Source organism: Streptomyces cavernicola (assembly GCF_029968035.1).
Taxonomy (GTDB): Bacteria; Actinomycetota; Actinomycetes; order Streptomycetales; family Streptomycetaceae; genus Streptomyces; species Streptomyces cavernicola.
Map to the genome: position 1 here is coordinate 17,733 of NZ_JASCIQ010000034.1, position 26,982 is coordinate 44,714.

Sequence of the window (26,982 nt, forward strand, 5' to 3'; positions counted from 1 at the left end):
AAGGAAGAAGGCGAGCCGTGGCACCGAAGCCGAGCGCCACCGTCCGGTACACCGCGATGCGGCTGGGCATCTTTGCCGCCTGCTTCTTCGCGATCTGGGGACTCGTCTACGCCGGCGTGCTGCCGCGCGGCCTCGGCGACTCCAACCTGCTGTGGGTGCTGGTGCTCGCCATCGTCGTCTCCGCTCCGCTCAGCTTCGTGCTGCTGCGTGGGCAGCGTGAGGAGATGTCCGTGCAGATCGTCGACTCGGTCGACCGCGCGAAGAGCAAGCTCGCGGAGAACCGCAGCATGGAGGACGGCGTACGGGAGGGCTAGATCCCCGCGCCCCACATCGGGAGCTGTAACTCTCGTCACAACGAACGCGGCGCCCCGGTGTCCGAGCAACCGCTCGGACACCGGGGCGCCTGCGGTTTTCGGCCCTGGCCTGCCGAAGTGGCCGGATGTCTACCCCAAAGAAGCTCTTTGATGTTCTCAAAGTTTAAGTGTTAACGTATTCGGCATGAAGACAGTAGCCGCGCCCCGCATCGCCCTGGGCCATCCGCTCATGGGCACGAGCGTTCCGCTCGTCGCGCGCCTGCACGTCGATCTCTGCCGCTGCATGTCCGCGGCCTGTTGCCGCGTCTGAGCGACATCTATGCAGTGGCGCCGCGTCGAATTTTCGCGGCAGCCGCTCCACGCAAGTCAGGCCATGCGCACGCATGAGCCCCGTACGTCCCTGACCCGCGCGTCTTCACCGGAGTGTGTCCGTGTCCGCGAATTCCCCCGCCGCCACCGAGAAGCCGTCCGGCTTCCGAATACCGAAGGTCCCGTTCTGGGCCCAGATCGTCACCGGTCTGGTCCTCGGCGTCCTGCTCGGCTGGCTGGCCCGGAGCCAGGACGTGTCCTGGCTCGTCACCGCCCTCGACAAGATCGGCTCGATCTTCGTCCAGCTGCTGAAGCTGGCCGTGGCGCCGCTCGTCTTCTTCGCCATCCTGGTGTCGATCACCAACCTGCGTAAGGTCAACAACGCCGCGCGACTGGCGACGCGCACCCTGATGTGGTTCATGATCACCTCGCTGATCGCGGTGGTCATCGGTCTCGCGATCGGCCTGCTGACCAACCCCGGCGCCGGCACCGGCCTCACCCCGAAGGACGGCGCGAAGCCGGAGGAGGCCGGCACCTGGCTGGACTTCCTGACCGGCATCATCCCGGAGAACGTCATCACGCCGTTCACCGAGCTGAACGTCCTGCAGATCGTCTTCATGGCCGCCGTCGCCGGCATCGCCATCCTGAAGGTCGGCGAGAAGGCCAAGCCGATCCTGGACCTCAGCGAGTCGGTCCTGACGCTGCTGCAGAAGGCCCTGTGGTGGGTCATCAAGCTCTCCCCGATCGGCACCGTCGGCCTCATCGGCTTCGCCATCGCCACGTACGGCTGGGACCTGATCGGCAAGTACGCGACGTTCACCGCGGACATCTACATCGGCTGCGCCCTGGTCCTCTTCGGCGTCTACCCGCTGCTGCTCGCCACCGTCGCCAAGGTCAACCCGCTGCAGTTCTTCAAGGGCGCCTGGCCCGCGATCCAGCTGGCCTTCGTCTCCCGCTCCTCGGTCGGCACCATGCCGATCACCCAGAAGGTCACCGAGCGCCTCGGCGTCCCGAAGGACTACACCTCCTTCGCCGTCCCGTTCGGCGCCACCACCAAGATGGACGGCTGCGCCGCGATCTACCCGGCGATCGCCGCGATCTTCGTCGCGCAGATCTTCGACGTGCAGATGGGCATCAAGGAGTACATCCTGATCGCCTTCGTCTCGGTCGTCGGCTCCGCCGCCACCGCCGGTCTGACGGGCGCCACGGTCATGCTGACCCTGACCCTGTCGACGCTCGGCCTGCCGATGGAGGGCGTGGGCCTGCTCCTCGCCATCGACCCGATCCTGGACATGATGCGCACCGCCACCAACGTGGCCGGTCAGGCGGTCACCCCGATCCTGGTCGCCGCCCGGGAGAACATCCTGGACCGCGAGAAGTACGCCAGCGCCTCGTCCTCGCTCACGGACGAGCCGCTGGACGAGCCCGCCGACGACTCGGCCGACGAGCGCCAGGCTGTGCCTGTTCCTGCCTGATGCCTCGCAACCTTCGCCGCGCCCCGACCGTGATAATCGGTCGGGGCGCGGTTCGTTTTCGTACGGGGGGACGGCATGAGCGGGGCACTGCGGCTGGGCGTCGGGTCGGCCGGCGGGGTCGTGACCGGGGCGGGCGGATGGGTGCTGCTCGGGCGCGCCTGGCAGAGCTGCGACATCGGGGTCAACGGGGCGGCGAACTCGTTCCCGCTGGCGTTGGTGTTCTTCGGGCTCACGGCGGTGGCGACGCTCTGGTGGTGGTTCGCGCTGTCCCGGTTCGTACGGCGCGGGGGCGTGCTGCTCGGCCCGCTCTGCGCCGTGGTCGGGTCGCTGCTGCTCGTCTGGGGCACGCTCGCCTGGCTGCACGCGCCCGCCGACTACCCGGCGCCGTTCTGCCCGCCGGACAACGTGCCGCCGTGGTGGCCGGAACTGCTGCCGCTCTGAGTGAGTGAGGCGCGCAGGTCGGGAGTCGTAGGCTTACCGAGGAGTAATCGTGAATCGGGGAGGGCGACCGGCGTGGGCGCTGCGAAGGGCAAGCGGATGCCGCGGGCCGTACGGGAACAGCAGATGATGGACGCCGCTGTGCGGACCTTCGCCGAGCGCGGGTACCGGGCCGCGTCCATGGACGAGATCGCGGAGCTCGCGGGGGTGTCCAAGCCGCTGGTCTACCTCTATCTGAACTCCAAGGAAGAGCTGTTCACCGCCTGCATCCGGCGGGAGCGGACGACGCTCGTCGAGGCGGTCCGCTCGGCGATCACGCCCGGCGAGCCCGCCGACGGCCAACTCTGGTCCGGCCTTCGGGCGTTCTTCACGCACACCGCCGAGCATCCGTACGGCTGGGCGGTCCTGCACACCCAGGCCCGCACCCAGGGCGAGCCGTTCGCGCGCGAGGTCGCCGTGATGCGCGAGGAGATCGTGGCGTTCGTGACGCTGCTCATCGCGGAGGCGGCCCGCGAGGTGCACCGCGACCCGTCCCTCGCCGAACGCGAGGTGGCGGGCCTCGCCGAGGCCCTGGTGGGAGCCGCGGAGGCCCTCGCGGTCTGGGCGAACACGACGGAGGGCGTCACCGCGAAACAGGCCGCGACCACCCTGATGAACTTCGCCTGGGCGGGCTTGGGCAACTTGATGCGAGGCGAACCTTGGACGCCACCCCGCTAGGGCTAGCCAACCAGGGGCGCGGGGGCTCCCTTCTTGGGGCGAGGGTTGCTTCCCCAGGGGCGCGGGGAACTGCGCAAAACCGAGCCACGGCCGACCTGGGGCGGAGGGGCAAGGGTGCCGGGCAACTCCCTGATAGGGGCGCGGGGAACTGCGCAAAGGCCGAGCCACGTCCGACCCGCGCCTAACGGACAGAGCCAAGCACGTGCACTCTTCCCCCCACCCCAAGCAGCTCGAACCGCTCGCCCGCCGCCCGGTAGGACACCGCCCCCGGCAACAGCACCGGCGCCCTGAACTCCGCCCGCACCCGCACCGCCGCCCCCTCGGCCCCGTACTCCGCGAGGCACCGTGCGAGCGTCCACATGCCGTGGGCGATCGCGCGCGGGAACCCGAAGAGCCTGGCCGTGAGCGGGTGCAGGTGGATGGGGTTGCGGTCGCCGGAGGCCGCCCCGTACCGCCGTCCCAGATCCCCGGGCAGGGCCCACTCCGCACACATCGGCAGCGGCCCGTCGTCGACGCCTTCCGGCCGCCGGGGCGGGCCCTCGTACGACGTGGCGTGCCGCGCGAGATACGTGCTGCGGGACTCCCAGACCAGCTCCCCGCCGAGCCGCGCCTCCGTGACCACCACGGCCTCCGTGCCGCGCCGGTGCGGGCTCAACTCCTCGACGTACACGGTGAGTTCGGGCCGGTCGGCGGCGCTGAGCGGGCGGTGCTGCTCGATCGCGATCGAGGTGTGGACGAGGCCGAGCAGCGGCAGCGGAAAGTCCCGGGCCGCCATCAGCCGCATGGCCAGCGGAAAGCCCAGGATGTGCGGATACGTCACGGGGAGTGCGGCGCCGGACGCGGGGAACCCGCACACCTCGCGGTACGCGGCGAGCCGCCCCTCGTCGACCCGCGCCTGAGGCAGCACGAGCCGTGCGGCAGGCGCGGCGGCGCCCTCCCGGACCCGCTTCAACGGCGAGAGCAGCGCTCCGCGGGCGAGCAGCGGGGTGAGGCGCGGGGCGGCGGTGAGCCGTACGACCGTCATCGTCAGGCTCCCAGGAGGCTCTGGCCGCAGACGCGCACGACCTGCCCGTTGACCGCACCGGACCCGGGGTCGGCGAACCACGCCGTGGTCTCCGCGACGTCGACCGGAAGCCCGCCCTGCGCAAGGGAGTTCATACGACGGCCCGCCTCGCGGATGAAGAGCGGCACGGCGGCCGTCATCTTGGTCTCGATGAAGCCGGGCGCGACCGCGTTCACGGTGACGCCGTGCTCGGCGAGCGCCCGCGGCGCGAGCGAGCGCACCAGGCCGATGATCCCGGCCTTGCTGGCCGCGTAGTTGGTCTGGCCGACATTGCCCGCGATCCCGGCGATGGACGCGGTGGCGACGATCCGCCCGCCCCGGTTGAGCGTCCCGGCCGCGAGCAGCGCGTCCGTCGTACGCAGGACCGCCGCGAGGTTGACCTCCAGGACCGAACTCCAGCGCTCGGCGGGCATGTTGGCGAGCTTGCGGTCCCGGGTGATGCCCGCGTTGTGCACGAGCACGTCGAGGCCGTCCAGGCCGTCCGGGCCGCTCCGGAGCGCGGCGCCGATCCGCTCGCCCGCGTCGTCCGCGGTGATGTCCAGGGGCAGCGCGGTCCCGCCGAGCCGCTCGGCGAGCTGCGCCAACTCGCCCTGGGCGGACGGGATGTCGAGGGCGACGACATGCGCGCCGTCCCGCGCGAGGGTCTCCGCGACCGACGCGCCGATGCCGCGCGCCGCACCCGTGACGAGGGCGGTGCGCCCGGCGAGCGGGCGGGCCGGGTCGACGGCGCCGAACTCCGGGCCCGCCGGGTCGACGGCGCCGAACTCCGGGCCCGCCGGGTCGACTTCGCCGATCTCGATGACCTGACCGCTCACGTAGGCGGACTTCGGCGACAGCAGGAACCGCAGCGTCGACTCGGCCCCGGCCGCGGAGTCCGTACCGGCGAGCCGCACGAGCGTGACCGTACGGCCGCGCCCCGCCTCCTTGCCGAGGGAGCGTATGAACCCCTCCAGACCCTGCTGGACGGCGGCCTGATGGTGGTCCGTGGCCGAGGGCGCCGCGCCGAGCACGACGATCCGGCCGCCGGCGGCGACGGAGCGCACCACGGGGTGCAGGGCGGCGTGCACCTCGGCGAGCGCGCCGACGTCAGCGACCCCGGTGGCGTCGAGCACCACGGCGGCGGGCCGTTCGGCGCCCGGTTCGAGTCCGGTGCGGGCGAGCACCTCGTCCAGGCCCTTCAGAGCGGACGAGCCCGCGGTCAGCTGCAGCAACGGGCCGTCCAGGGACGGGTGTTCGGCCGACCAGCGACGCAGCGGCGCGGGCTGCGGGAGCCCGAGCCTGCGGGTCAGGAAGCGGCCGGGCGCTGTGCCGGTGAAGTTCAGATAGCGGTCGGCCATTGTCCAACTCCCAGCTCGGTCGTAAATTTACCCGCGAGTAAGATTACTCAAGGGTCAGGAGCTGGTCGAGATGAGCACCGAAGAAGCAACCGGGAACGACGGGAACGGCAAGGGCGGCGGGAACGGCGGGAACGGCGGTATCCGTCGCGTCGCCGTCATCGGCGGCAGCCGCATCCCCTTCGCCCGCTCGGACGGCCCGTACGCCACCGCCTCCAACCAGGAGATGCTGACGGCGGCGCTCGACGGCCTCGTCGACCGGTTCGGGCTGCACGGCAGCTGCGTCGGCGAGTTCGTCGCGGGCGCCGTCCTCAAGCACAGCCGCGACTTCAACCTGGCCCGCGAGACCGTCCTCGGCTCCGGACTCGACCCGCGCACCCCCGCGTACGACGTCCAACAGGCGTGCGGCACCGGCCTGCAGGCCGTGATCGCCGCCGCCAACAAGATCGCGCTCGGCCAGCTCGACAGCGCGATCGCGGGCGGCGCGGACACGGCGAGCGACGCGCCCCTCGGCGTCAACGACAAGCTGCGCCGGATCCTCCTCGAAGCGCGGCGGGCGAACACGGTCGGCGCGCGCGCCAAGGCCCTCGCCAAGATCCGCCCCGGCCACCTCGTCCCCGACATCCCGCGCAACGCCGAGCCGCGCACGCACCGTTCGATGGGCGAGCACGCGGCGGTGACGGCGCGCGAGTGGGGCGTGCCGCGCGAGGACCAGGACGCGCTCGCCGCCGCCAGCCACCAGCGGCTCGCCGCGGCCTACGAGCGCGGCTTCTTCGACGACCTCGTCGTGCCGTTCCGCGGCCTGGAGCGGGACCAGAACCTGCGCCCGGATTCGAGCGTCGAGAAACTCGCCCGCCTGAAGCCGGTGTTCGGCACGGACGGCCCCGACCCCACCATGACGGCGGGCAATTCGACCCCGCTGACCGACGGCGCGGCGACCGTGCTGCTCGCCGACGAGGAGTGGGCCGCCGCGCGCGGCCTCACCCCGCTCGCGTACCTCACGACGTACGAGACCGCGGCGGTCGACTTCGTCGACGGGGACGTGACCGGCAGGGGCGGCGACGGGCTGCTCATGGCCCCGGCGTACGCGGTGCCGCGGATGCTGGAGCGGGCCGGGCTCGGCATGGCCGACTTCGACCTGGTCGAGGTGCACGAGGCCTTCGCCTCGCAGGTCCTCGCCACGCTGTCCGCCTGGGAGAAGGCGGGGCTCGCGCCGGTCGACCGGGAGCGGCTCAACGTGGCCGGGTCCTCCCTCGCCACGGGGCACCCTTTTGCCGCGACCGGGGCTCGGATCGTCGCCACGCTTGCGAAGTTGCTCGCTGAACGGGGCGTGCCTGGGCGGGGGTTGATCTCTGTTTGTGCGGCGGGAGGGCAGGGGGTTACGGCGATCCTGGAGCGCGCGTAGCTTTTCTCCCCGCCCCGCCCCTTCCCGAAAGACGGCCGTCGGCTGTCTTTTGGCTGCCGCGCCGTCGTGGCTGGTTGCGCCCACGCGGCGGAGCCGCAGATGTCACAGCCCCGCGCCCCTATCGGGGCGACCCCCATCCCTGAGGAGCCAAGTGCCCCGTAAGAACACCCCCGCGCCGCCCCCGCTCGTCGAACCGCACAAGAGGGTCACGGCAGGCGTCGTGCGCGAGGTGGCCGTGCCGCCCCTCGCACCCGCCGTGACCGCGGGCTCGCTCGCGGACATCCCGTACGAGAACGCCGAACAGGCCCCCACCGAGGCCGTGTTGAGCCGCAAGAGTGCCGACGGGACATGGCGGGACGTGAGCGCGCGGGAGTTCGCGGCCGAGGTGCGGGCGCTCGCGAAGGGGCTGATCGCGCACGGTCTGCGCCCCGGCGACCGGCTCGCGATCATGGCGCGGACCACGTACGAGTGGACGCTGCTCGACTTCGCGGCCTGGTCGGCGGGTCTTGTCACCGTGCCGGTGTATCCGACCTCGTCCGCGTTCCAGACCCGCTGGATCCTGCAGGACTCGGGGGCCGTCGCCGTCGCCGTGGAGACCGGGCAGCAGGCCGCCGCGCTCGGCCCGGAGCGCGACCGCATCCCGGACCTGCGGCACGTCTGGACCTTCACCGACCTGCCCGCCGTGGCCGCGGCGGGCGACGGCCTCGACGACGCCGAGGTGGACGAGCGCCGCGCGGCCCGCACCCCCGACTCGCCCGCCACCCTCATCTACACCTCCGGCACCACCGGCCGCCCCAAGGGCTGCGTCCTCACGCACGGCAACTTCTTCGCCGAGGTCGACAACGCCGTGGAACTCCTGCACCCGGTCTTCAAGTCCCTCACCAGGGAACCCGCCTCCACGCTCCTCTTCCTGCCCCTCTCGCACGTCTTCGGGCGGATGGTCGCGATCGGCTGCCTGCGCGCCCGCGTACGCCTCGGGCACGCACCCAGCATCCAGACCGAGGACCTCCTCGCCGACCTGGCCGCCTTCCGCCCCACCTTCCTCCTGGCCATCCCGTACGTCCTGGAGAAGGTCTTCAACACCGGCCGCGCCACCGCCGAGAAGCTCGGCAGGGCCGCGTCCTTCGACCGCGCGGCGAGCATCGCCCGGCGCTACGCCGAGGCCGTCGAGGCCGCCGAACACGGCACCGGGCCCGGCCCGAGCGCCGGCCTGAAGGCGGCCCGCGCGCTCTACGACCCGCTGGTCTACCGGCGCATCCGCGCGGCCCTCGGCGGCCGGGTGCGGTACGCGATCTGCGGCGGCTCCCCGCTCGGCAGGCGGCTCGCGGCGTTCTACGCGGGCGCGGGCATCACGATCTACGAGGGCTACGGCCTCACCGAGACGACCGCCGCCGCGACGGTCACCCCACCCCTCAAACCCCGCCTGGGCACGGTGGGTTGGCCGCTGCCCGGCACGGCGGTGCGGATCGCGGACGACGGCGAGGTGCTGCTCTCCGGCGGCCAGGTCTTCGGCGGCTACTGGGACGGGCAGTCGGGCGAGGTGCGGCCCGCGCACGACGGGTGGTTCGGGACAGGCGACGTCGGCGCGCTCGACGCGGACGGGTATCTCTCCATCACCGGGCGGAAGAAGGACATCCTCATCACCACGGGCGGGAAGAACGTCGCGCCCGCGCCCCTGGAGGACTGGCTGCGCGCACACCCGCTGGTCGGCCAGTGCATGGTCGTCGGCGACAACCGCCCGTACGTCGCGGCGCTGCTCACCCTCGAACCGGACGGCATCGCGCACTGGCGCCAGATGAAGAAGAAGCAGGACGTGCCATCGGCCGACCTCGTCCGCGACCCGGAGCTCCTGGAGACCCTCCAACGGGCCGTCGACGAGGCCAACCGGCTGGTCTCCCGCGCGGAGTCCATCCGCCGCTTCGCGGTCCTGCCGACCGATTTCACGGAGCAGGCGGGGCACCTGACCCCGTCCCTGAAGCTGAAGCGGGCGGCGATCGAGCGGGCTTTTGCGAGGGAGATCGAGGGGTTGTACGGCCCGGCCGACCAAGCGACCTGACGTCCCTCTCCCATGACGAACGGCTCCGGGGGCTCCGCCCCCCCCCGGCCTGGGGTTGCCACCCGGAGGCTTCGCCCCCCGTTCCCCGGTCGTCGTTCGGCTGTCGCGCCGTCGTGGCTGGTCGCGCAGTTCCCCGCGCCCCTGGAAAGCGGGGCTTCGCCCCGGTTCCCGTTCCCCGGTCGTCGTTCGGCTGCCGCGTCGTTGTGGCTGGTCGCGCAGTTCCCCGCGCCCCTTTTGGGGCCCCGCTTCGCGGGCTCCTCTGGGGGCCTCGGATGTCGTTCGGCTGCCGGTGGGTTGTGGCTGGTCGCGCCCACGCGGCGGAGCTGCAGATGTCACAGCCCCGCGCCCCTGGAAACCGGGGCTTTGCCCCCCGGTTCCCGGTCGTTGTTCGGCTGTCGCGCCGTCGTGGCCGGGCGCGCAGTTCCGCGCGTCCCTATTGGGGCCCCACTCCGCCGAATTCAGCCCCTCCGGCGTTTGAGGAGCGGGGGCCCGGGGGCCGGCCCCCGAAGTGCCGCAGGCTTTCGGGAAGGGGCGGGGTGGGGAAACGAATGCAGCCTGGTCGGAGAGCGGTGCGGGCAGGCCAGGCCTATCGTGACCCAGGGGGTACCTGCACGGAGGGTTCCCAGATGCGCACACGCTGTGCGATAGCCAGCGCCGCCACACTCGCCCTGTTGGCCACCACCGCCGCCCCGGCCACCCCCGCGGACGACGCCACCCCCGACCTCACCCCCTTCTACGACCAGCCCCTCACCTGGCACGCCTGCAAGGGCCTGGACGGCGCCCCGTCCGACATGCGATGCGGCCGAGTCACCGTCCCCCTCGACTACGCCGCCCCCGAGAAGGGCACCCTCGATCTCGCCCTGAACCGCATCCCGGCCTCCGGCAAGAAACGCGGCTCGCTGCTCGTGAACTTCGGCGGGCCGGGCGGCCCCGGAGTGGCCGGACTCGTCGGCTGGGCCAAGCAGTTCGGCGATCTGGCCAAGGGCTACGACGTGGTGGGCTTCGACCCGCGCGGCGTAGGCACCAGCTCCCCGGTGACCTGCGGCGACGGCAGCGACATGCCGGACGAGCCGCTGGCCGACGACGCGAGCGCGGTCCTGGAGCACGCCGCCGAGCAGTGGCAGGTCTGCCGCAAGCGCTCAGGCCCGGTCGCCGACCACGTCGGCACCGTCAACGTCTCCCGCGACCTGGACGTCATGCGCGAGGCCCTCGGCGACGACAAGCTCAACTTCCTCGGCTTCTCGTACGGAACGCGCCTCGGCGCCGTCTACACCGGACAGTTCCCGCACAAGGTGGGCCGCATGGTCCTGGACGGTGTGGACACGCTGACCGAGCCGATGGTGCAGCAGAACCGGGTGGCCGTGGAGGGCCAGCAGACCGCCCTCGACAACTTCGCCACCTGGTGCGCCCAGGGCGGCGGTTGCGTCCTCGGCGACAACTCGCGCGACGCCAGACAGCGCGTGGCCCAACTCGTGGACCAGCTGAACGGGAAGCCCATCCCGCTCGGCGAGGGCCTGGAGTACAGCGGCGACGACCTGGTCAACTCCCTCGGCTCGGCCCTGTACCACCGCGACGCCTGGCCCACCCTGGCCCAGGCTCTCGGCAACGTGGTCGCCGACCGCGACCCGAGAGCACTGCTCCGCCTCAGCGGCGTGCCGATCCCGCCCCCGGACGAGCACGTCACGCCGCCGGCCACGAGGAGCGGAGCGGGCGGGATCGTCGCCCAGGACGACATCCCGCCCGACAACTTCGGCGTCGCCCTGGCCATGGTGAACTGCGCCGACGACCCGGACCGCCTCACCGCCGCCCAACTCTCCGACGAGAAGCTGATCGAGGGCCTGATCGACGACTACACCGAGGCCTCCCCGATCTTCGGCCCCGCCCGCCTCGAACAGGTCCTGCTCTGCGCCGGCCAGCCCAAGGGCACCGACTTCATCCGCAAGATCCACGACGTGGACACCCCACGCTTCCTGCTCGTCGGCACCCGTGGCGACCCGGCGACCCCGTACCAGTGGGCCGTGGAGACCGCCCAGCGCCTCGGCGACCAGGCCGTCCTGCTCGACAATCAGGGCGACGGCCACACCGGCTACTTCTCCTCCAAGTGCGTCGCGCGGAAGGCCGACGACTACCTGCTCTACGGCGAGTTGGGCCACGGCAGCCTCTACTGCGGCGAGGAGTAGCCGGGCCGGCCCCCTCAGGGCGTACGGGTCGCCTCGCGGTACAGCGCGGCGGCCCGCCCGTCGAGCAGCACGCTGTACGAAACGTCGGGGCTGTCCCCGCCCTCCTGGTAGCCGCCGAGCACTCCGGTGATCCGCCCGCCGGCGTCGACCCAGGGGCTGCCGCTCGTCCCGGTCGAGAAGCCGGGACAGGCGATGCGCTGCTGGGTGCCGTGGAACGCGGTCGGCGTCGCGGTGCAGACCCGCGGCGCCTCCTCGGCCGAGGGGTAGCCGGTGACGGTGACCTCGCGGCCCGCACGCCCGTCGGTAGCGAGCGGGCCCGCGCCGGTGACGTCCTCGATGCGGCGGCCGTCGCGCGGGCGGACGGTGGCGAAGGCCAGGTCGTGGTCCTCGTCCTCGCCGTCCCGCCAGGCCGCGTCGGCGAAGACCCGCTCCACCTCCCAGAACCCGTACGGGGCCCGGCCGTCGCGGTAGCCGGGCGCGAAGGACACCTCGTCGCCGTCGGCGAGGCAGTGCGCGGCCGTGACGATCAGGCTCCGGTCGGGGCTGTGCACCACGGACGCGGTGCAGAAGTGCCCGTCGTCGCCGAAGAGTGGTCCGACCCCGGCGGAAGCAGGCGGCGGCGCTGTCGCGTCCAGCGCGTAGGCGTCCTGCAGGACGGCACAGGACATCAGGGCGCTCGCCACGAGTACCGCCCGCAGCCGCTGCGCCATGAACGACTCCCGTCGCCGGATTGTCGGGAAGCCCGTACGACAAGCCTGTGAAATCACGGGGGAATTCCCCGCGACCGAAGATAGTTAATCCTTGAACTTCTCGGGGCTGAGGAGTTCAAGGAGGCCCGCACATTCCATTCCCGCCCCGAAGCCGCGCGTGCGCAATCCGGAAGCCCGGCACCCGGAACGGGAAGGCGGGTCGGGAAGGCGGTTCCGGAACGCGGGTCCGCTCGGAACTGCCGCAAAAAGGCAGGAGCCCCGCTCCGCCGCACGAAGCGGGGGCGAGGCTCCTTGGGTACTGCTATCCGTACCGGATCAGAAACCGAGAGGTTCCTGGCCTGATTAGGCCGGGGTGACGTTCTCGGCCTGCGGGCCCTTGGGGCCCTGCGTGACGTCGAACGTCACGGCCTGGTTCTCCTCGAGGGAACGGAAGCCAGACGCGTTGATCGCGGAGTAGTGGACGAAGACATCCGGGCCGCCGCCTTCCTGGGCGATGAAGCCAAAGCCCTTTTCAGCGTTGAACCACTTCACGGTTCCGGTAGCCATAAAGCCCTCCTATGGGCCAAAGAGTGTCCCTGCTCCAGAACCCCACGCGTGTCAAGCACAACCGCAAAAGTCTGAAAACGACGAGAGCCCGCGGTCACATGCTCCGCAGGCTCTGTACTGCAAGGGAAACTAAACTGCAACTTGCGGCGAGCCTAGCACGCAGGCAGCCGGAAGCGATAGAGGGCAAGATCACGCCACCCGGACGTTTGAGTAAGGGCACGAAGTCGTTGACATCCGTACATCCGGGGGACCGCTGCGGTTCTCGTAGAGGGCCCGTTCTGATCTGGTCGGCGGCCTCGTCGGGAGGCGTGTGGCGGACCCAGGCGAGGAACGGTATCGCACGGGAGCTAGCCTCGCGATGTGGACAATTCTCCTCGCAACCGCCCGCGCGTCGGGCACATCCAGTTCCTGAACTGCCTGCCCCTGTACTGGGGCCTCGCGCGGACCGGAACCCTGCTCGACCTGGAGCTCACGAAGGACACCCCGGAGAAGCTCAGCGAGCGGCTCGTACGCGGTGATCTGGACATCGCCCCGATCACCCTCGTCGAATTCCTCAAGAACTCCGACCAGCTCGTGGCCATGCCGGACATCGCCGTGGGCTGCGACGGCCCCGTGATGTCCTGTGTGATCGTGTCGCAGCTGCCGCTCGACCAGCTCGACGGCGCCCGGGTCGCGCTCGGCTCGACCTCGCGGACCTCCGTACGGCTCGCGCAGCTGCTGCTCGCCGAGAGCGTCGGCGTCACGCCCGACTACTACACGTGCCCGCCGGACCTCGGCCTGATGATGCGCGAGGCGGACGCCGCCGTGCTGATCGGGGACGCGGCCCTGCGCGCCAACCTGCACGACGGGCCGCAGCTCGGCCTCCAGGTCCACGACCTGGGCCAGATGTGGAAGGACTGGACGGGCCTGCCGTTCGTCTTCGCCGTGTGGGCGGCCCGCAAGGACTACCTGGAGCGCGAGCCCGAGGTGGTGCACAAGGTGCACGAGGCGTTCCTCGCCTCCCGGGACGTGTCCCTCGAAGAAGTCACCAAGGTCGCCGAGCAGGCCGCGCGCTGGGAGTCCTTCGACGCGGCCGTCCTGGAGCGCTACTTCACGACCCTCGACTTCCGCTTCGGCTCCGACCAGCTCGCCGGAGTGCGGGAGTTCGCCCGCCGCGTCGGCCCGAGCACCGGTTTCGACGCGGACGTACGGGTCGACCTGCTGCAGGCCTGACCGGGCCCCGTCCACCCCTGGCCCGACCCGCCCCCACTGCCCGTAGGCTGCTGGGGGAAGGGCGGGACGACGCGGGACAACGGGGGAGGGGCCTCATGCAGCCGCTGGAAGCGGGAGAGCCGACCGTCGTCGGGCCGTACCGGCTGCTCGGCCGGCTCGGCGCGGGCGGCATGGGCCGGGTCTATCTGGGGCGCAGCTCCGGCGGCCGCACCGTCGCCGTGAAGGTCGTCCACCCGCACTTCGCGCTCGACGAGGAGTTCCGGGCCCGCTTCCGCCGCGAGGTAGACGCCGCGCGCCGGGTCGGCGGCGCCTGGACCGCGCCCGTGCTCGACGCCGACCCGGAGGCCTCGGTGCCCTGGGTCGCCACCGGGTACGTGGCGGGGCCCTCGCTCTCCGCCGCCGTCGGCGAGCGCGGCGCCCTGCCCGCACTGCCCGAACAGGCGGTACGCGTCCTGGGCGCGGGGCTCGCCGAGTCGCTCACCGCCGTGCACGCCCTCGGCCTGGTCCACCGCGACGTGAAGCCGTCCAACGTGCTGCTCACCCTGGACGGCCCGCGCCTGATCGACTTCGGCATCGCCCGCGCCACCGACGGCACCGCCTCGCTGACCTCGACGGGCGTCTCCATCGGCTCGCCCGGCTACATGTCGCCCGAGCAGATCCTCGGCAAGGGCGTCACCGGCGCCGCCGACGTCTTCTCCCTCGGCGCGGTCCTGGCGTACGCGGCGACGGGCGCCGCGCCCTTCGGCGGTGACGCGTCGGCCGCCTCGCTGCTCTACAAGGTCGTCCACGAGGAGCCCGAACTCACGCTCCCCGAAGGCGAGTTGCGGGACGTCGTCGCCGACTGCCTGGCCAAGGACCCGGCCGCGCGGCCCACGCCCGAGGAGGTGGCCCGGCGGCTCGCCCCCGAGGGCGCGGCGGCCCTCGCGGTCTCCGGCTGGCTGCCCGCGCCCCTGGTCGAGCAGGTCAGCCGGAGCGCGGTCAGCCTCCTCGACCTGGAGGCGGGCGAGCCCGAACAGGCCTCGGGGCTCGTGGAGTTCAGCAGCCCCTCGATAGGGCGGCCGGTGCCCACCGCCACGGGCGCGGACGACGGCGGGCCCGCCTCCTCGCACTTCGACCCGCGCAGCGCCGAGCCCCCGCCGCCCGGCGTGCCCGGGTTCGGGCCGGCGGATCCGGCGTACGCCGCGGACGCTGCCCGGCACGCCACCGCCACCTCGGCCGACTCGTCCGCGGCCGGCAGTCCCGTACCGCCGCAGCGCGGTCGGCTCGCCGTGAGCGTGGACGCGGGCAGCGCGCCGGGCGAGGGTGGCCGGGGGCGGCGGATGAGCTGCACCGTGGCGCTCGCGGTGGCCGGAGCCCTTGCCGCGGTCACCGTCGGCGGGGTGTTCATGTCGGGGCTGCTGCCCGGGGGCGGCGGCGACACGAACGCGGCCAAGAAGCCGCCGGCCGAGGGCGAGCAGCAGCCCGGCGCGAAGCCGGCGCAGAGCATCCCGAAGCGCTACCTCGGCACCTGGGAGGGCAAGGCGACGGCGCTCGGCGGCTCCCTTCCGTCCGGCACGGTCAGGGTCGTCGTCGAACAGGCCCGCCCCGGCGAGGAGTTCGGCACCGCGAGCATGACGGACGAGCTGGGCTGGAGCACCTGCACGGACGTCCTGACCCTGAAGAAGGTCACGAAGGACGAGATCGTCGCCGTCGGCCGTGCCAAGGACAAGAGCGACTCCCGCTGCACGGACAACGACCACCCGGTCCGCCTCCGGCTGGTCGGCGACGACCTGAAGTACACGTCGGAGAACCCGGACGGCGGCAGCCCCGTGGCGCGGCTCTCCCGGCGGTAGCACCGGGGCCTGTCGTTTGGGTCAGGCCGGATCTGGTCGGCGGTAAGTGCCGGTCGAGTTGAGCGGGGTCTGGTGCGTGCAGCTGCAAGGCGGAGGAGGGCGTCAACGCGGAGCGTTGGCCACCGACGACAACGCCGCAGATGTGCGTGCCAGGGCCCGCGGCCCCGGCAAGATCCAAACGGCAGGCCCCGGGGTTCGGGAGTGTGCGCGGGGCCTCGGAGCGGGGCTGTCGGAGGCCTGGCGTACGCTGGATCAGTCCGCGCGTAAGACCGCCTGAAACCGCCTGAAAGGGACCCCGGTGACCGAGAAGGCCTCCCTCCAGTCCGTTCTCGACCGCGCCGCCGAGGGCGGGCGGATCACCCCGGAAGAGGCCCTCGACCTCTACCGCTCCGCGCCGTTGCACGCGCTCGGCCGCGCCGCCGACGCCGCGCGCAAGCTGAAGTACGCGGGCACGGAGCACATCGCGACGTACATCATCGAGCGGAACATCAACTACACGAACGTCTGCGTGACGGCGTGCAAGTTCTGCGCGTTCTACGCCGCCCCGAAGGACACCAAGAAGGGCTGGACCCGCGACCTCGACGACATCCTGCGCCGCTGCGCGGAGACCGTCGAACTGGGCGGCACCCAGATCATGTTCCAGGGCGGCCACCACCCGGACTTCGGCGTCGAGTACTACGAAGAGCACTTCTCGGCGATCAAGAAGGCCTACCCGCAGCTGGTCATCCACTCCCTCGGCGCCTCCGAGGTCGAGCACATGGCGCGGATCAGCAAGGTCTCCGTCGAGGAGGCCATCCAGCGCATCCACGCCGCCGGCCTCGACTCCTTCGCGGGCGCCGGCGCCGAGCTGCTTCCGGCCCGCCCGCGCAAGGCGATCGCCCCGCTCAAGGAGTCCGGCGAGCGCTGGCTGGAGATCATGGAGATCGCCCACAACCTCGGCGTGGAGTCCACCTCCACGATGCTGATGGGCACGGGCGAGACCAACGCCGAGCGCATCGAGCACCTGCGCATGATCCGCGACGTACAGGACCGGACGGGCGGCTTCCGCGCCTTCATCCCGTACACCTACCAGCCCGAGAACAACCACCTCAAGGGCCGTACGCAGGCGACGATCTTCGAGTACCTGCGGATGATCGCCATCGCCCGCCTCTTCCTCGACAACGTCGCGCACATCCAGGGCTCCTGGCTCACCACGGGCAAGGAGATCGGCCAGCTCACCCTGCACTACGGCGCGGACGACCTCGGCTCGGTCATGCTGGAGGAGAACGTCGTCTCGTCGGCCGGCGCCAAGCACCGCTCCAACCTGCAGGAGATCATCGAGATGATCCGTACGGCGGACCGTGTGCCCGCCCAGCGGAGCACGACGTACGAGCACCTCGTGGTGCACGACGACCCGGCGAACGACCCGGTCGACGCCCGCGTCGCCTCGCACATCTCGTCCATCGCGATCGAGGGCGGCACGGCCCACCCCGAGCTCAAGCTGCTCTCCTCCAACTGAGCGCGCGTACCGAGTCGTTGTGCTGACACTTCACGTCGCCGAGGCGTCCCCCGAGTCGGCCGTCCTGGTCGACGCCGCGACGATCGCCGGGCTCGGCCCGTACGAGGAGCTGGTCGCCGCCAACCCGCAGGCGCGGGTGCGGCGTTGGCCCGGCATCCTCACGCCCGGACTGCTCAATCCGTACGGCCCGGAGATCCTGGAGTCGACGTACCACCCCGATCCGCGCGAGGCCGACACGTTCGGCACCGCGCCGATCGGCGGGGAGCGGGCGCGCGAGCTGTTCCGCGCCGACCCCGCGAAGCTCGGCGCGAGCGCCCGGCGCGGGGTGCAGCGGCTGTTCGCGCACGGGACGGTGGCGATCGCCGGTGAGCTGCGCGCCAAGGCGGTCCTCGAGGTGGCGCAGCGCTCCGGGCTCGTCTTCGCGGCCCGCCCGGAGGGGCTTCCCGGTCCCGTCTCGCTCTCCCCGCGCCCGCTGGTGCTGCTGCCGGGCCTGACGGTGGGTGGCCCGGCCCGCTTCGCGGTGTTCGACGTCGAGGACCGCGCCGAGCTGGTCCGCCGCGGCGCGTCCACGTGCGTGGCGACGGTGGTCGGCGGGCGGTTGGTGTACCGGGGGCGTTAGTCCTCCACGGCGTACGCGCACCCCATGATCGACCCGTCCGGGGCGCGGCTCGGGCAGTCCAGGTCGACGGGCACGGACGGTGCGGCCGGGGTGGGTTCTGTTCGTCCCGAACTCGGTTCGATGCGGTCGTTGATGGACTCTGTGAACGCCCACGCACCGAGTACGAGCACCAGCCAGGTGCCTGCCATCCACCGTTTCACGCGCCTCAGCGTAGAGGGCCTCCATTCGTCTGCGGCCCCGGTGGGGGCTGGTCGCGCAGTTCCCCGCGCCCCTGAGATGCGCACTGCGTGCGGCATCTCTCCGGGAAAGCGCGGCGGAGCCGCAGCTTTCAGGGGCGCGGGGAACTGCGCGAGGACGGACCACCGGGCCGCAGGCGCCGACGAGACGGCACAGGGCAGACGCCGGGGCGGGCCCGCAGGGCCGGGTCCCGTCCGCGGGGGGATGGGGGTGCCTGCCACAATGACCAGGTGACCCGCGCATCCCTGGAAAAGCAGCCGCACGAAGTCGCCGAGATGTTCGACGACGTCGCCGAGAAGTACGACCTCACCAACGACGTCCTCTCCCTCGGCCAGGCCCGGCTCTGGCGCAAGGAGGTCGCGAAGGCCGTGGACGCGCGCCCCGCGCAGAAGATCCTCGACCTCGCCGCCGGCACCGCCACCTCCTCGCAGCCCTTCGCGCAGGCCGGTGCGTACGTCGTGCCCTGCGACTTCTCGCTCGGCATGCTCAGCGTCGGCAAGCAGCGCCACCCGCACATGCCGTTCACGGCGGGCGACGCGACCCGGCTGCCGTTCGCCGACGACGTCTTCGACGCGGTCAGCATCTCCTTCGGGCTGCGCAACGTCCAGGAGACGGACAAGGCCCTGCGCGAGCTGTACCGGGTGACGAAGCCCGGCGGACGCGTCGTCATCTGCGAGTTCAGCCAGCCCACTTGGACCCCGTTCCGCACGGTCTACACCGAGTACCTGATGCGCGCGCTGCCGCCGGTGGCCCGTGCGGTCTCGTCGAACCCGGACGCGTACGTCTATCTCGCCGAGTCGATCCGGGAGTGGCCGGACCAGCCCGCGCTCGCCTCGCGGCTGCAGTCGGCCGGCTGGTCCGAGGTGGCCTGGCGCAACCTCACCGGCGGCATCGTGGCCCTGCACCGCGGCTTCAAGCAGGCCTGACAAGCACGCGCGCGACCGGTGGTGAACGTGGATTTCCAGGCCGTCCTGGAGCAGATCGCCGACGAGGTGGGCGCCCTGCCCGGCCGGGGCCGCAGCGCCGACTACATCCCGGCGCTCGCCGGCGTCGACCCGCACCGCTTCGGGATGGCCTTCGCCGACGTCGACGGCCAGGTGCACGGCGTGGGGGAGTGGCAGGTTCCGTTCTCCGTCCAGTCGATCACCAAGGTGTTCAGCCTCGCCCTGGTCCTCGCGAAGGACGGCGCCGGGCTGTGGGAGAGCGTGGGCCGCGAGCCCTCCGGCAACCCCTTCAACTCCCTGGTGCAGCTGGAGTACGAGAACGGCATTCCGCGCAATCCGTTCATCAACGCGGGCGCCCTCGTCGTCACCGACCGGCTGCAGTCGCTGACCGGTGACGCGGGCGAGGAGGTGCTGGCCTTCCTGCGCGCCGAGAGCGGCAACCCGGAGCTCGGGTTCGACCTGGAGGTGGCCGCGTCCGAGACCGCGCACGGCGACCGCAACGCGGCCCTCGCGCACTTCATGGCCTCGTACGGGAACATCCGGCACCCCGTGCCGACCCTTCTCGCCAACTACTTCCGGCAGTGCTCGATCGAGATGAGCTGCGCCGATCTCGCCCTGGCCGCGGGCTTCCTGGCCCGGCACGGGGTGCGCGCCGACGGCTCCCGGCTGCTCACGCGCAGCGAGGCCAAGCAGATCAACGCGGTGATGATGACCTGCGGGACCTATGACGCCGCGGGCGAGTTCGCGTACCGCGTCGGGCTGCCCGGCAAGAGCGGCGTCGGCGGCGGGATCGTGGCCGTCGTGCCGGGCCGGGGCACGCTCTGCGTGTGGAGCCCGGGGCTGGACGAGCGCGGCAACTCCGTTGCGGGCGTGGCCGCGCTCGACCGCTTCACGACGCTGACGGGCTTGTCGGTCTTCTGACCGCCCGCCTCCGGGGTGTCAGAGGGCCAGCTTGAAGCAGTGGCCCTTCCGGCCCGTGGGCGTCGTGTACGTCTCCGCGAGCTCCATGCCGAGGCGGCGGGTCACGGCGATGGAGCGCTCGTTCTCCGCGGCCACCATCGCCACCACCTCGCGCACCCCGGCCGCCCGGACCCGGTCGAGCGTCGTGCGCGCCGCCGCCGTCGCGTACCCGCGCCCCCAGGCCTCCCGGCCGAGCCGCCAGCCGATCTCCATCGCGCCCTTGGGCCCCCACGCGTGCGGCCAGGGCTGGGCGCCGGTGAAGCCGAGCACCCGGTCCTCCTCGTCGAGCAGCGTCCACAGGCAGAAGCCGAGCTCCGCGTCGTGCATGCGCTGGCGGGCGGTCAGCTCCTCGTACACCGACAGCTCGGCGGACTTGCCGCCGTGGAACTCCATGACCTCGGGGTGGTCGAACACCCGGTGCCAGGCGTACGCGTCCTCCTCGGTGGGGACGCGGAGCTTGACGGCAGGGGCGGGTGCGGCGGTGCTCGGCGTCGGTGACGTCATACGAGGCAGCCCTTCGGTCCGTGGTGGATACGCCCCCATAGACTGCCCATGTCCAGTGCGCTTCGGCATGTGAGTCAGCCGACAGCCGAACTCCACAACTCCGAACCCCGGGGAGATCAGCAGTGACCGAGCCCCAGCCCCTCTCCGAGCACAGTGCAGATGTGATCGTCGTCGGGGCCGGGCCAGCCGGTTCCACGACTGCGTACTACCTGGCGAAGGCCGGACTCGACGTCCTGCTCCTGGAGAAGACGGCGTTCCCGCGCGAGAAGGTCTGCGGCGACGGCCTCACCCCGCGCGCCACCAAGCAGCTCGTGTCGATGGGCATCGACATCTCCGAGGAGGCGGGCTGGCTGCGCAACAAGGGCCTGCGCATCATCGGCGGCGGCGTCCGACTCCAGCTGGACTGGCCGGACCTGGCCTCGTACCCGGACTACGGCCTGGTGCGCAAGCGCGACGACTTCGACGAGCAGCTGGCCCGCCAGGCGCAGAAGGCGGGCGCGCGCCTCTACGAGCGGTGCAACGTGGGCGCCCCGATCATCGACGACCGCACGGGCCGCATCACGGGCGTGCACGCCAAGCTGGGCGACGCCGACTCCAAGGACAAGCGCGAAGTCACCTTCCACGCCCCGCTGGTGGTCGCCGCCGACGGCAACTCGACGCGGCTCTCCCTCGCGATGGGCCTGCACCGCCGCGAGGACCGCCCGATGGGCGTCGCGGTCCGTACGTACTTCGAGTCGCCGCGCCACGACGACGACTACCTGGAGTCGTGGCTGGAGCTGTGGGACCGGCGCGGCCCGCAGGACCGGCTGCTGCCCGGCTACGGCTGGATCTTCGGCATGGGCGACGGCACGTCCAACGTGGGCCTCGGCATCCTCAACTCCTCCAAGGCGTTCCGGGAGTTGGACTGGCGCGAGGTGCTCAAGGCCTGGTGCGCGTCGATGCCGGAGGACTGGGGGTACACCCCGGAGAACATGACGACGCCGATCCGCGGCGCCGCCCTGCCGATGGCCTTCAACCGCCAACCGCACTACACCAAGGGCCTGTTGCTCGTGGGTGACGCGGGCGGTCTGGTCAATCCGTTCAACGGCGAGGGCATCGCGTACGCCATGGAGTCGGGGCAGCTCGCCGCCGACGTGATCGTGCAGGCGCACGCCCGCGCCACCGACGCACAGCGCGAACTGGCCCTGCTGCGCTACCCGAAGGTCCTCAAGGAGACCTACGGCGGCTACTACACGCTGGGCCGCGCCTTCGTGAAGCTCATCGGCAACCCGAAGGTCATGAAGATCGCCACGGAGCGCGGTCTGACCCACCCGGTCCTGATGAAGTTCACGCTGAAGATGCTGGCCAACCTGACCGACCCGACGGGCGGCGACGCGATGGACCGGATCATCAACGGCCTTTCCAAGGTGGCCCCGAAGGCCTGAGCCGGGCCGCGCGAGGCATACCGAAAGGGCCGCCGCTCCTCTGCGGAGCGGCGGCCCTTTCGTGCGTCTCGGGGTCCGTCACATGACGCGGACGGCTCCGTCGGCCGGGTAGCCCGACAGGTCCTGGATGACGACGCCCTTGCTGGGGTTGGCGGCGTCGAGGTACTGGCCGTCACCGATGTACACACCCGTGTGGTACGCGGAGCCCTTGCCGCCCCAGTACAGGATGTCGCCGACCTGGAGGTTGGCGGTGCCGACCTCGGTGCCGACCATCGACTGGTCCTGGGAGACACGCGGCAGGTCGATGCCGGCCTGCTTGTAGGCGGCCTGGACGAGGGCCGAGCAGTCCCACGAGTCGGGGCCGGTGGAGCCCATGACGTAGGCGTCGCCGAGCTGGGCCTTCAGGAAGCCGATGACGGCGCCCATGCTGCCGCTGACGGGCGCGACGGAGTCGGCGGTGCCGGAGGCGGTGTCGGAGACGGCGCTGAGCGTCTGGCGCTCGGCGGCGCGTGCGGCACGCTCCTCGGCGGCGCGCTCCTTCGCCTCCTTCTCGGCCTTGGCCTTGGCGATCGCCTTGGCCTTGGCCTTCTTGGCCTCCTTGGCGGCCTTCGCGGCTGCGGCGTCCTGCTCGGCCTGCAGCTTGTAGGAGTCCGCAGCCTGCTGCGTGGCGTCCGCGCTCGCGGCCACCTTGGTGGCCAGCTCGGTGGTGAGCGTGGGCATCTCGATGGTCTCGGTCACCGGCTCGGCCGCGTGCGCCGAACCGGCGGAGCCGGCCACCGCGAGGGTGCTGAGGACGCCACCGGCAACTCCGGCGCGCAGCTTCGTGGCTCGCTGCGGGCGGGGCTTCCGGTGGCTGGGTATGTGAGCGGTGTGGGACATGAGTACAACCGCTATCAGGGCCTCCGGGTTCCCTTCAAGAAACGTGTGGTGCGCCACAGTTACGTGCCCGTGGCGTGAATCCCGGGCGTGTCGGCCTTTATTGACGCCGTAACGGGCAATGCGGACACCACGGATCACGCCTGTGATCATTGTGTTTCTGGGTTACGTCCCATTTGCCCTGCGCTTACCATCCGATTCGGTCGATGGCCAAGCCCGAGGTTCACGACGAATCAGTAACGTGGCATAGGTCACGGAAAGGTCACCGGCGGAACGGGTAGTCGAGGGCGAACATCCGGGCTTTCCCTGGGCAGTTGACGGGGTGTTCGCTATGGAATGTCCGATGCGAACCGCTATGTCATGTGAACGTGCCGCGCCCGTCGTGACCGCGGGGTGCCCCGAATGTGTGTGTGAAGTGCACGGCGGGGGTGGGTGGTTGGCCCCGTGGGACCCCTGTCGCCCGCCCTCTTTTCGCGGGCTCGACGGCCGCCTCCGCCGGATCGCCGGCGGCTCCGTCCGCTCGCGCCCGCTGCTCGTCGACCGGCGACTGCTCGCGCCTGCCGTTCGCCGTCCACTCGTCGCCCGTCGGCTGCTCGCGCCCGTCGCTCGTCGCCCGTTGATCGCTTGCGCCCGCTGCTTGTCGCCCGTTGACCGGCGCGCGCCGCTCGCCGTCCCTCGCTCGGGCCCGCTCGCCCTCGCTCGCGCCCGCTCGTGAACGTGTGCACGCGTTCCCTCGCGGCCGGATCCCATCAGCCCCTTGTGCCCCACCCGTCACATCGGCATCACAGGTTCGCCGGGCGGCTTCACGTGCGTCGCGCATCCAACTTCCTTACGGAAGCCGTCCGCTCGGCCTGGCACTCGGTGCCGTGATCGCCGGCGACCCCTCCCCGCACGGCAGGCCGGGCTTCAATACCAGCCACTTCTGTCCAGCGCCAATTTGCTTGCAAGGGGCACCTCTTGATAGTGCCGCACCCCTCCCGACCAGGCACGATGAGTACGGATGTCACCTCTAGTGATCACTTCGGTGCTTCGCGTATGAAGATCACCGCTCATCCGACTTCATGATCCTTCGTCAGGTGGTGGAGATCACAAAGTCGTTGTCGTACCCCGTGTCGCAGATCACAGACCGGCGGGCATAGGATGCGGGGCAGTTGGGCTTGTGAACTGCCTCACATAACCGTGATCTTCGTGGTCTTCGGGGGCTTAGGGGGTTGGCAGGTCCTTCAGGTCCGTCCGCCGAAGCAGTCAATGTCGACTGAGAGGAGCGAGGAGCGGTGAACGCGTATGCGCCCATCCTCGTATTGGGAGCCCTAGGCGCCGGCTTTGCGATCTTCTCCGTGGTCATGGCCACGCTCATCGGTCCAAAGCGCTACAACCGAGCCAAGCTCGAGGCCTACGAATGCGGCATCGAGCCGACGCCGACGCCGGCCGGCGGAGGGCGTTTCCCGATCAAGTACTACCTGACGGCGATGCTCTTCATCATCTTCGATATCGAGATCGTCTTCCTCTACCCCTGGGCGGTCACCTTCGACGCCCTGGGGATTTTCGGGCTCGTGGAGATGCTGCTCTTCGTGCTCACCGTCTTCGTGGCCTACGCGTACGTCTGGCGTCGCGGCGGCCTGGAATGGGACTGAGGGGCTGAGGGGGCACCTATGGGACTCGAAGAGAAGCTGCCGAGCGGCTTTCTGCTGACCACTGTCGAACAGGCCGCGGGCTGGGTGCGCAAGTCATCCGTCTTCCCCGCCACCTTCGGCCTCGCCTGCTGCGCCATCGAGATGATGACGACAGGCGCCGGGCGGTACGACCTCGCCCGCTTCGGCATGGAGGTCTTCCGCGGATCGCCGCGCCAGGCCGACCTGATGATCGTCGCCGGCCGTGTCAGCCAGAAGATGGCGCCCGTCCTGCGCCAGGTCTACGACCAGATGCCGAATCCCAAGTGGGTTATTTCCATGGGGGTTTGTGCGTCCTCGGGCGGAATGTTCAACAACTACGCGATCGTCCAGGGCGTCGACCACGTCGTGCCCGTGGACATCTATCTGCCCGGCTGTCCGCCACGGCCCGAGATGCTGATGGACGCGATCCTCAAGCTCCACCAGAAGATCCAGTCCTCCAAGCTCGGCGTGAACGCCGAGGAGGCGGCCCGCGAGGCGGAGGAAGCGGCGCTCAAGGCGCTCCCCACCATCGAGATGAAGGGGCTGCTGCGGTGAGCGAGAGCAACAACGGCAACAACGGCAACAAGAGCAACAACGGCAACAACAACGGCGTGAACCCCGAGAAGGACCTCGGCACGCAGAACCTCCCCGGCCAGCGCGGCGACCACGGCGAGGAGATCCGCGTCCAGCGCGGCATGTTCGGCGCCAACAACGGCGGCGACACCTCCGGCTACGGCGGCCTGGTCCGCTCCGTACGCCTGCCCGGCGCCTCCTCCCGGCCATACGGCGGCTGGTTCGACGAGGTCGCGGACGAGCTGGAGGGCGCCCTTGAGGAGCAGGACCTGCTCCCCGAGAACGCCATCGAGAAGACCGTCGTCGACCGCGACGAGCTCACCTTCCACATCGCCCGCGAGCACCTCGTCCGCGTCGCGAAGACCCTGCGCGACGACCCGGCGCTCCGCTTCGAGCTGTGCACCGGCGTCTCCGGAGTGCACTACCCGGAGGACAAGGGCCGCGAGCTGCACGCCGTCTACCACCTGCGCTCGATCACCCACGGCCGCCTGATCCGCCTGGAGGTCAGCGCCCCGGACGACGACCGGCACGTGCCGTCCCTGGTCCCCGTGTACCCGACCAACGACTGGCACGAGCGCGAGACCTACGACTTCTTCGGGCTGATCTTCGACGGGCACCCGGCCCTCACCCGGATCATGATGCCGGACGACTGGCAGGGCTTCCCGCAGCGCAAGGACTACCCGCTCGGCGGCATTCCCGTCGAGTACAAGGGCGCCCAGATCCCGGCTCCCGACCAGCGGAGGTCGTACAGCTGATGTCAGCATCCAACGCAACGTCCCACGCCTCCGGCCGGGAGACCACCGAAGGCACCGTCTACACCGTCACCGGCGGCGACTGGGACGAGGTCGTCGAGCAGGCGGCGAAGTCCGACGACGAGCGCATCATCGTCAACATGGGCCCCCAACACCCGTCCACGCACGGGGTGTTGCGCCTGATCCTGGAGATCGACGGCGAGACCGTCACCGAGGCCCGCTGCGGCATCGGCTATCTGCACACGGGCATCGAGAAGAACCTCGAGTACCGCACGTGGACGCAGGGCACCACGTTCGTGACGCGCATGGACTACCTGACGCCGTTCTACAACGAGACGGCGTACTGCCTGGCCGTGGAGAAGCTCCTCGGCATCGAGAACGAGATCCCGGACCGCGCCTCGGTCATCCGCGTGCTCCTGATGGAGCTCAACCGGATGTCCTCGCACCTCGTCGCCCTCGCCACCGGCGGCATGGAGCTCGGCGCCACCACGATCATGATCTACGGCTTCCGCGACCGTGAACTCATCCTCGACATCTACGAGTTGATCACCGGCCTGCGGATGAACCACGCGTACATCCGCCCCGGCGGACTCGCCCAGGACCTGCCGCCCGGCGCGGTGGACCAGATCCGCGAGTTCGTGAAGAAGATGCAGAAGAACCTTCCCGAGTACGACAAGCTCGCCACCGGGAACCCCATCTTCAAGGGCCGCATGCAGGACGTCGGCTACCTCGACCTGGCCGGCTGCATGGCCCTCGGCGCCACCGGACCGATCCTCCGCTCCACGGGCCTGCCGCACGACCTGCGCAAGACCGACCCGTACTGCGGCTACGAGACGTACGACTTCGAGGTCCCCACCGCCGACACCTGCGACTCCTACGGGCGGTTCCTGATCCGCCTCGAGGAGATGCGCCAGTCGCTGCGGATCGTCGAGCAGTGCCTCGACCGCCTGGAGCCCGGCCCGGTGATGGTCGGCGACAAGAAGATCGCCTGGCCCGCCCAACTGGCCCTCGGCCCGGACGGGTTGGGCAACTCGCTCGACCACATCAAGAAGATCATGGGCACCTCCATGGAGGCCCTGATCCACCACTTCAAGCTGGTGACGGAGGGCTTCCGGGTCCCGCCGGGACAGGCGTACGCCGCGGTGGAGTCGCCCAAGGGCGAGCTCGGCGTGCACGTCGTCTCGGACGGCGGCACCCGCCCCTTCCGGGTCCACTTCCGCGACCCGTCCTTCACCAACCTGCAGGCCATGGCGGCCATGTGCGAAGGCGGCCAGGTCGCCGACGTGATCGTCGCCGTCGCATCCATCGACCCCGTGATGGGAGGCGTCGACCGGTGACCGATGTATCGCTCG

General features: G+C 71.0%; 26 protein-coding genes. 19 read left to right on the top strand and 7 right to left on the bottom strand.

All coding sequences use genetic code 11. From position 1 onward, the window contains the following. Nucleotides 1-17: 17 nt before the first annotated feature. From QIS96_RS27650 to QIS96_RS27670, 5 genes are all read left to right on the top strand, one after another. Nucleotides 18-314, top strand: a complete 297-nt coding sequence (locus QIS96_RS27650) for a DUF4229 domain-containing protein (protein WP_282545490.1) — start codon at nucleotides 18-20, stop codon at nucleotides 312-314. A 184-nt stretch (nucleotides 315-498) separates the two neighbouring features. Beyond that, the gene (locus QIS96_RS27655; protein WP_282545491.1) at nucleotides 499-624 is read left to right on the top strand and encodes a hypothetical protein; all 126 of its coding nucleotides are present in this window, start codon (nucleotides 499-501) and stop codon (nucleotides 622-624) included. Between the two features lie 121 nt (nucleotides 625-745). After that, the gene (locus QIS96_RS27660) at nucleotides 746-2,098 is read left to right on the top strand and encodes a dicarboxylate/amino acid:cation symporter (protein ID WP_282545492.1); all 1,353 of its coding nucleotides are present in this window, start codon (nucleotides 746-748) and stop codon (nucleotides 2,096-2,098) included. Nucleotides 2,099-2,173: 75 nt separating this feature from the next. Further along, a complete protein-coding gene (locus QIS96_RS27665; protein ID WP_282545493.1) occupies nucleotides 2,174-2,539 on the top strand; it encodes a hypothetical protein in 366 nt (121 codons plus the stop codon). 72 nt (nucleotides 2,540-2,611) lie between these two features. Next, the gene (locus QIS96_RS27670; protein ID WP_282545494.1) at nucleotides 2,612-3,253 is read left to right on the top strand and encodes a TetR/AcrR family transcriptional regulator; all 642 of its coding nucleotides are present in this window, start codon (nucleotides 2,612-2,614) and stop codon (nucleotides 3,251-3,253) included. 181 nt (nucleotides 3,254-3,434) lie between these two features. Here QIS96_RS27670 and QIS96_RS27675 read toward each other — a convergent pair whose 3' ends face one another. Next, complete coding sequence (locus tag QIS96_RS27675; protein ID WP_282545495.1) at nucleotides 3,435-4,277, bottom strand: MaoC/PaaZ C-terminal domain-containing protein; 843 nt, start codon at nucleotides 4,275-4,277, stop codon at nucleotides 3,435-3,437. A 2-nt stretch (nucleotides 4,278-4,279) separates the two neighbouring features. Then, the gene (locus tag QIS96_RS27680) at nucleotides 4,280-5,653 is read right to left on the bottom strand and encodes a 3-oxoacyl-ACP reductase (RefSeq protein WP_282545496.1); all 1,374 of its coding nucleotides are present in this window, start codon (nucleotides 5,651-5,653) and stop codon (nucleotides 4,280-4,282) included. A gap of 70 nt (nucleotides 5,654-5,723) precedes the next feature. Between QIS96_RS27680 and QIS96_RS27685 the strand changes: the two genes are divergently transcribed. The 3 genes from QIS96_RS27685 to QIS96_RS27695 all read left to right on the top strand — a co-directional run bounded on the left by QIS96_RS27685 (nucleotide 5,724) and on the right by QIS96_RS27695 (nucleotide 11,291). Beyond that, nucleotides 5,724-7,055, top strand: a complete 1,332-nt coding sequence (locus QIS96_RS27685) for an acetyl-CoA C-acetyltransferase (RefSeq protein ID WP_282545497.1) — start codon at nucleotides 5,724-5,726, stop codon at nucleotides 7,053-7,055. 151 nt (nucleotides 7,056-7,206) lie between these two features. After that, nucleotides 7,207-9,111, top strand: a complete 1,905-nt coding sequence (locus tag QIS96_RS27690) for an AMP-dependent synthetase/ligase (protein WP_408907268.1) — start codon at nucleotides 7,207-7,209, stop codon at nucleotides 9,109-9,111. A gap of 626 nt (nucleotides 9,112-9,737) precedes the next feature. Continuing rightward, complete coding sequence (locus QIS96_RS27695; RefSeq protein ID WP_282545498.1) at nucleotides 9,738-11,291, top strand: alpha/beta hydrolase; 1,554 nt, start codon at nucleotides 9,738-9,740, stop codon at nucleotides 11,289-11,291. Nucleotides 11,292-11,305: 14 nt separating this feature from the next. Here QIS96_RS27695 and QIS96_RS27700 read toward each other — a convergent pair whose 3' ends face one another. Together QIS96_RS27700 and QIS96_RS27705 are read right to left on the bottom strand one after the other, a co-directional pair. Continuing rightward, nucleotides 11,306-12,001, bottom strand: a complete 696-nt coding sequence (locus tag QIS96_RS27700) for a trypsin-like serine peptidase (RefSeq protein WP_282545499.1) — start codon at nucleotides 11,999-12,001, stop codon at nucleotides 11,306-11,308. 342 nt (nucleotides 12,002-12,343) lie between these two features. Further along, nucleotides 12,344-12,547: a cold-shock protein gene (locus QIS96_RS27705; RefSeq protein ID WP_016645643.1), complete on the bottom strand. Its 204-nt coding sequence runs from the start codon at nucleotides 12,545-12,547 to the stop codon at nucleotides 12,344-12,346. A gap of 360 nt (nucleotides 12,548-12,907) precedes the next feature. Here QIS96_RS27705 and QIS96_RS27710 point away from each other — a divergent pair, with 360 nt between their 5' ends. From QIS96_RS27710 to QIS96_RS27725, 4 genes are all read left to right on the top strand, one after another. After that, nucleotides 12,908-13,759, top strand: coding sequence for a menaquinone biosynthetic enzyme MqnA/MqnD family protein (locus tag QIS96_RS27710; RefSeq protein WP_282545500.1), 852 nt, complete (start codon nucleotides 12,908-12,910; stop codon nucleotides 13,757-13,759). Nucleotides 13,760-13,854: 95 nt separating this feature from the next. After that, nucleotides 13,855-15,591: a serine/threonine-protein kinase gene (locus QIS96_RS27715; RefSeq protein ID WP_282545501.1), complete on the top strand. Its 1,737-nt coding sequence runs from the start codon at nucleotides 13,855-13,857 to the stop codon at nucleotides 15,589-15,591. A gap of 298 nt (nucleotides 15,592-15,889) precedes the next feature. Then, nucleotides 15,890-17,089: a cyclic dehypoxanthinyl futalosine synthase gene (gene mqnC / locus QIS96_RS27720; RefSeq protein WP_282545502.1), complete on the top strand. Its 1,200-nt coding sequence runs from the start codon at nucleotides 15,890-15,892 to the stop codon at nucleotides 17,087-17,089. Nucleotides 17,090-17,108: 19 nt separating this feature from the next. Then, a complete protein-coding gene (locus QIS96_RS27725) occupies nucleotides 17,109-17,708 on the top strand; it encodes a hypothetical protein (RefSeq protein ID WP_282545503.1) in 600 nt (199 codons plus the stop codon). On the opposite strand, the gene QIS96_RS27730 is transcribed toward QIS96_RS27725, so the two are convergent. Then, nucleotides 17,705-17,908, bottom strand: a complete 204-nt coding sequence (locus QIS96_RS27730; protein ID WP_282545504.1) for a DinB family protein — start codon at nucleotides 17,906-17,908, stop codon at nucleotides 17,705-17,707. The genes QIS96_RS27725 and QIS96_RS27730 overlap by 4 nt on opposite strands. A gap of 267 nt (nucleotides 17,909-18,175) precedes the next feature. On the opposite strand from QIS96_RS27730, the gene QIS96_RS27735 reads away from it, so the two are divergent. Continuing rightward, nucleotides 18,176-18,871, top strand: coding sequence for a demethylmenaquinone methyltransferase (locus QIS96_RS27735; RefSeq protein ID WP_282545505.1), 696 nt, complete (start codon nucleotides 18,176-18,178; stop codon nucleotides 18,869-18,871). A gap of 18 nt (nucleotides 18,872-18,889) precedes the next feature. Further along, nucleotides 18,890-19,810, top strand: a complete 921-nt coding sequence (locus QIS96_RS27740; protein WP_282545506.1) for a glutaminase — start codon at nucleotides 18,890-18,892, stop codon at nucleotides 19,808-19,810. An 18-nt stretch (nucleotides 19,811-19,828) separates the two neighbouring features. On the opposite strand, the gene QIS96_RS27745 is transcribed toward QIS96_RS27740, so the two are convergent. Then, a complete protein-coding gene (locus QIS96_RS27745) occupies nucleotides 19,829-20,353 on the bottom strand; it encodes a GNAT family N-acetyltransferase (RefSeq protein ID WP_282545507.1) in 525 nt (174 codons plus the stop codon). A 122-nt stretch (nucleotides 20,354-20,475) separates the two neighbouring features. On the opposite strand from QIS96_RS27745, the gene QIS96_RS27750 reads away from it, so the two are divergent. Beyond that, nucleotides 20,476-21,777: a geranylgeranyl reductase family protein gene (locus QIS96_RS27750; RefSeq protein ID WP_282545508.1), complete on the top strand. Its 1,302-nt coding sequence runs from the start codon at nucleotides 20,476-20,478 to the stop codon at nucleotides 21,775-21,777. A gap of 78 nt (nucleotides 21,778-21,855) precedes the next feature. On the opposite strand, the gene QIS96_RS27755 is transcribed toward QIS96_RS27750, so the two are convergent. Continuing rightward, a complete protein-coding gene (locus QIS96_RS27755; protein ID WP_282545509.1) occupies nucleotides 21,856-22,656 on the bottom strand; it encodes a C40 family peptidase in 801 nt (266 codons plus the stop codon). A 1,271-nt stretch (nucleotides 22,657-23,927) separates the two neighbouring features. Here QIS96_RS27755 and QIS96_RS27760 point away from each other — a divergent pair. From QIS96_RS27760 to QIS96_RS27775, 4 genes are read left to right on the top strand one after another with little or no spacing between them, the layout of a single operon-like run. Continuing rightward, on the top strand, nucleotides 23,928-24,287 hold the full coding sequence (locus tag QIS96_RS27760) for an NADH-quinone oxidoreductase subunit A (RefSeq protein ID WP_003974383.1): 360 nt from the start codon (nucleotides 23,928-23,930) through the stop codon (nucleotides 24,285-24,287). A gap of 18 nt (nucleotides 24,288-24,305) precedes the next feature. Beyond that, nucleotides 24,306-24,860 carry a NuoB/complex I 20 kDa subunit family protein gene (locus QIS96_RS27765; protein ID WP_006133126.1) on the top strand — a complete coding sequence of 185 codons (555 nt, stop codon included), beginning with the start codon at nucleotides 24,306-24,308 and terminating at the stop codon, nucleotides 24,858-24,860. Continuing rightward, the gene (locus QIS96_RS27770) at nucleotides 24,857-25,633 is read left to right on the top strand and encodes an NADH-quinone oxidoreductase subunit C (RefSeq protein WP_282545510.1); all 777 of its coding nucleotides are present in this window, start codon (nucleotides 24,857-24,859) and stop codon (nucleotides 25,631-25,633) included. The genes QIS96_RS27765 and QIS96_RS27770 overlap by 4 nt, the downstream gene beginning before the upstream one ends. Beyond that, complete coding sequence (locus tag QIS96_RS27775) at nucleotides 25,633-26,967, top strand: NADH-quinone oxidoreductase subunit D (RefSeq protein ID WP_282545511.1); 1,335 nt, start codon at nucleotides 25,633-25,635, stop codon at nucleotides 26,965-26,967. The genes QIS96_RS27770 and QIS96_RS27775 overlap by 1 nt, the downstream gene beginning before the upstream one ends. Nucleotides 26,968-26,982 lie beyond the last annotated feature (15 nt).

Bases quoted from the DNA above. Each gene is read 5' to 3' on its own strand.
- QIS96_RS27715 (WP_282545501.1), top strand. From the start codon at position 13,855: ATGCAGCCGCTGGAAGCGGGAGAGCCGACCGTCGTCGGGCCGTACCGG.
- QIS96_RS27755 (WP_282545509.1), bottom strand. From the start codon at position 22,656: ATGTCCCACACCGCTCACATACCCAGCCACCGGAAGCCCCGCCCGCAG.
- QIS96_RS27655 (WP_282545491.1), top strand. From the start codon at position 499: ATGAAGACAGTAGCCGCGCCCCGCATCGCCCTGGGCCATCCGCTCATG.
- QIS96_RS27665 (WP_282545493.1), top strand. From the start codon at position 2,174: ATGAGCGGGGCACTGCGGCTGGGCGTCGGGTCGGCCGGCGGGGTCGTG.
- QIS96_RS27675 (WP_282545495.1), bottom strand. From the start codon at position 4,277: ATGACGGTCGTACGGCTCACCGCCGCCCCGCGCCTCACCCCGCTGCTC.
- QIS96_RS27775 (WP_282545511.1), top strand. From the start codon at position 25,633: ATGTCAGCATCCAACGCAACGTCCCACGCCTCCGGCCGGGAGACCACC.
- QIS96_RS27700 (WP_282545499.1), bottom strand. From the start codon at position 12,001: ATGGCGCAGCGGCTGCGGGCGGTACTCGTGGCGAGCGCCCTGATGTCC.
- QIS96_RS27685 (WP_282545497.1), top strand. From the start codon at position 5,724: ATGAGCACCGAAGAAGCAACCGGGAACGACGGGAACGGCAAGGGCGGC.
- QIS96_RS27765 (WP_006133126.1), top strand. From the start codon at position 24,306: ATGGGACTCGAAGAGAAGCTGCCGAGCGGCTTTCTGCTGACCACTGTC.
- QIS96_RS27680 (WP_282545496.1), bottom strand. From the start codon at position 5,653: ATGGCCGACCGCTATCTGAACTTCACCGGCACAGCGCCCGGCCGCTTC.
- QIS96_RS27695 (WP_282545498.1), top strand. From the start codon at position 9,738: ATGCGCACACGCTGTGCGATAGCCAGCGCCGCCACACTCGCCCTGTTG.
- QIS96_RS27745 (WP_282545507.1), bottom strand. From the start codon at position 20,353: ATGACGTCACCGACGCCGAGCACCGCCGCACCCGCCCCTGCCGTCAAG.
- QIS96_RS27705 (WP_016645643.1), bottom strand. From the start codon at position 12,547: ATGGCTACCGGAACCGTGAAGTGGTTCAACGCTGAAAAGGGCTTTGGC.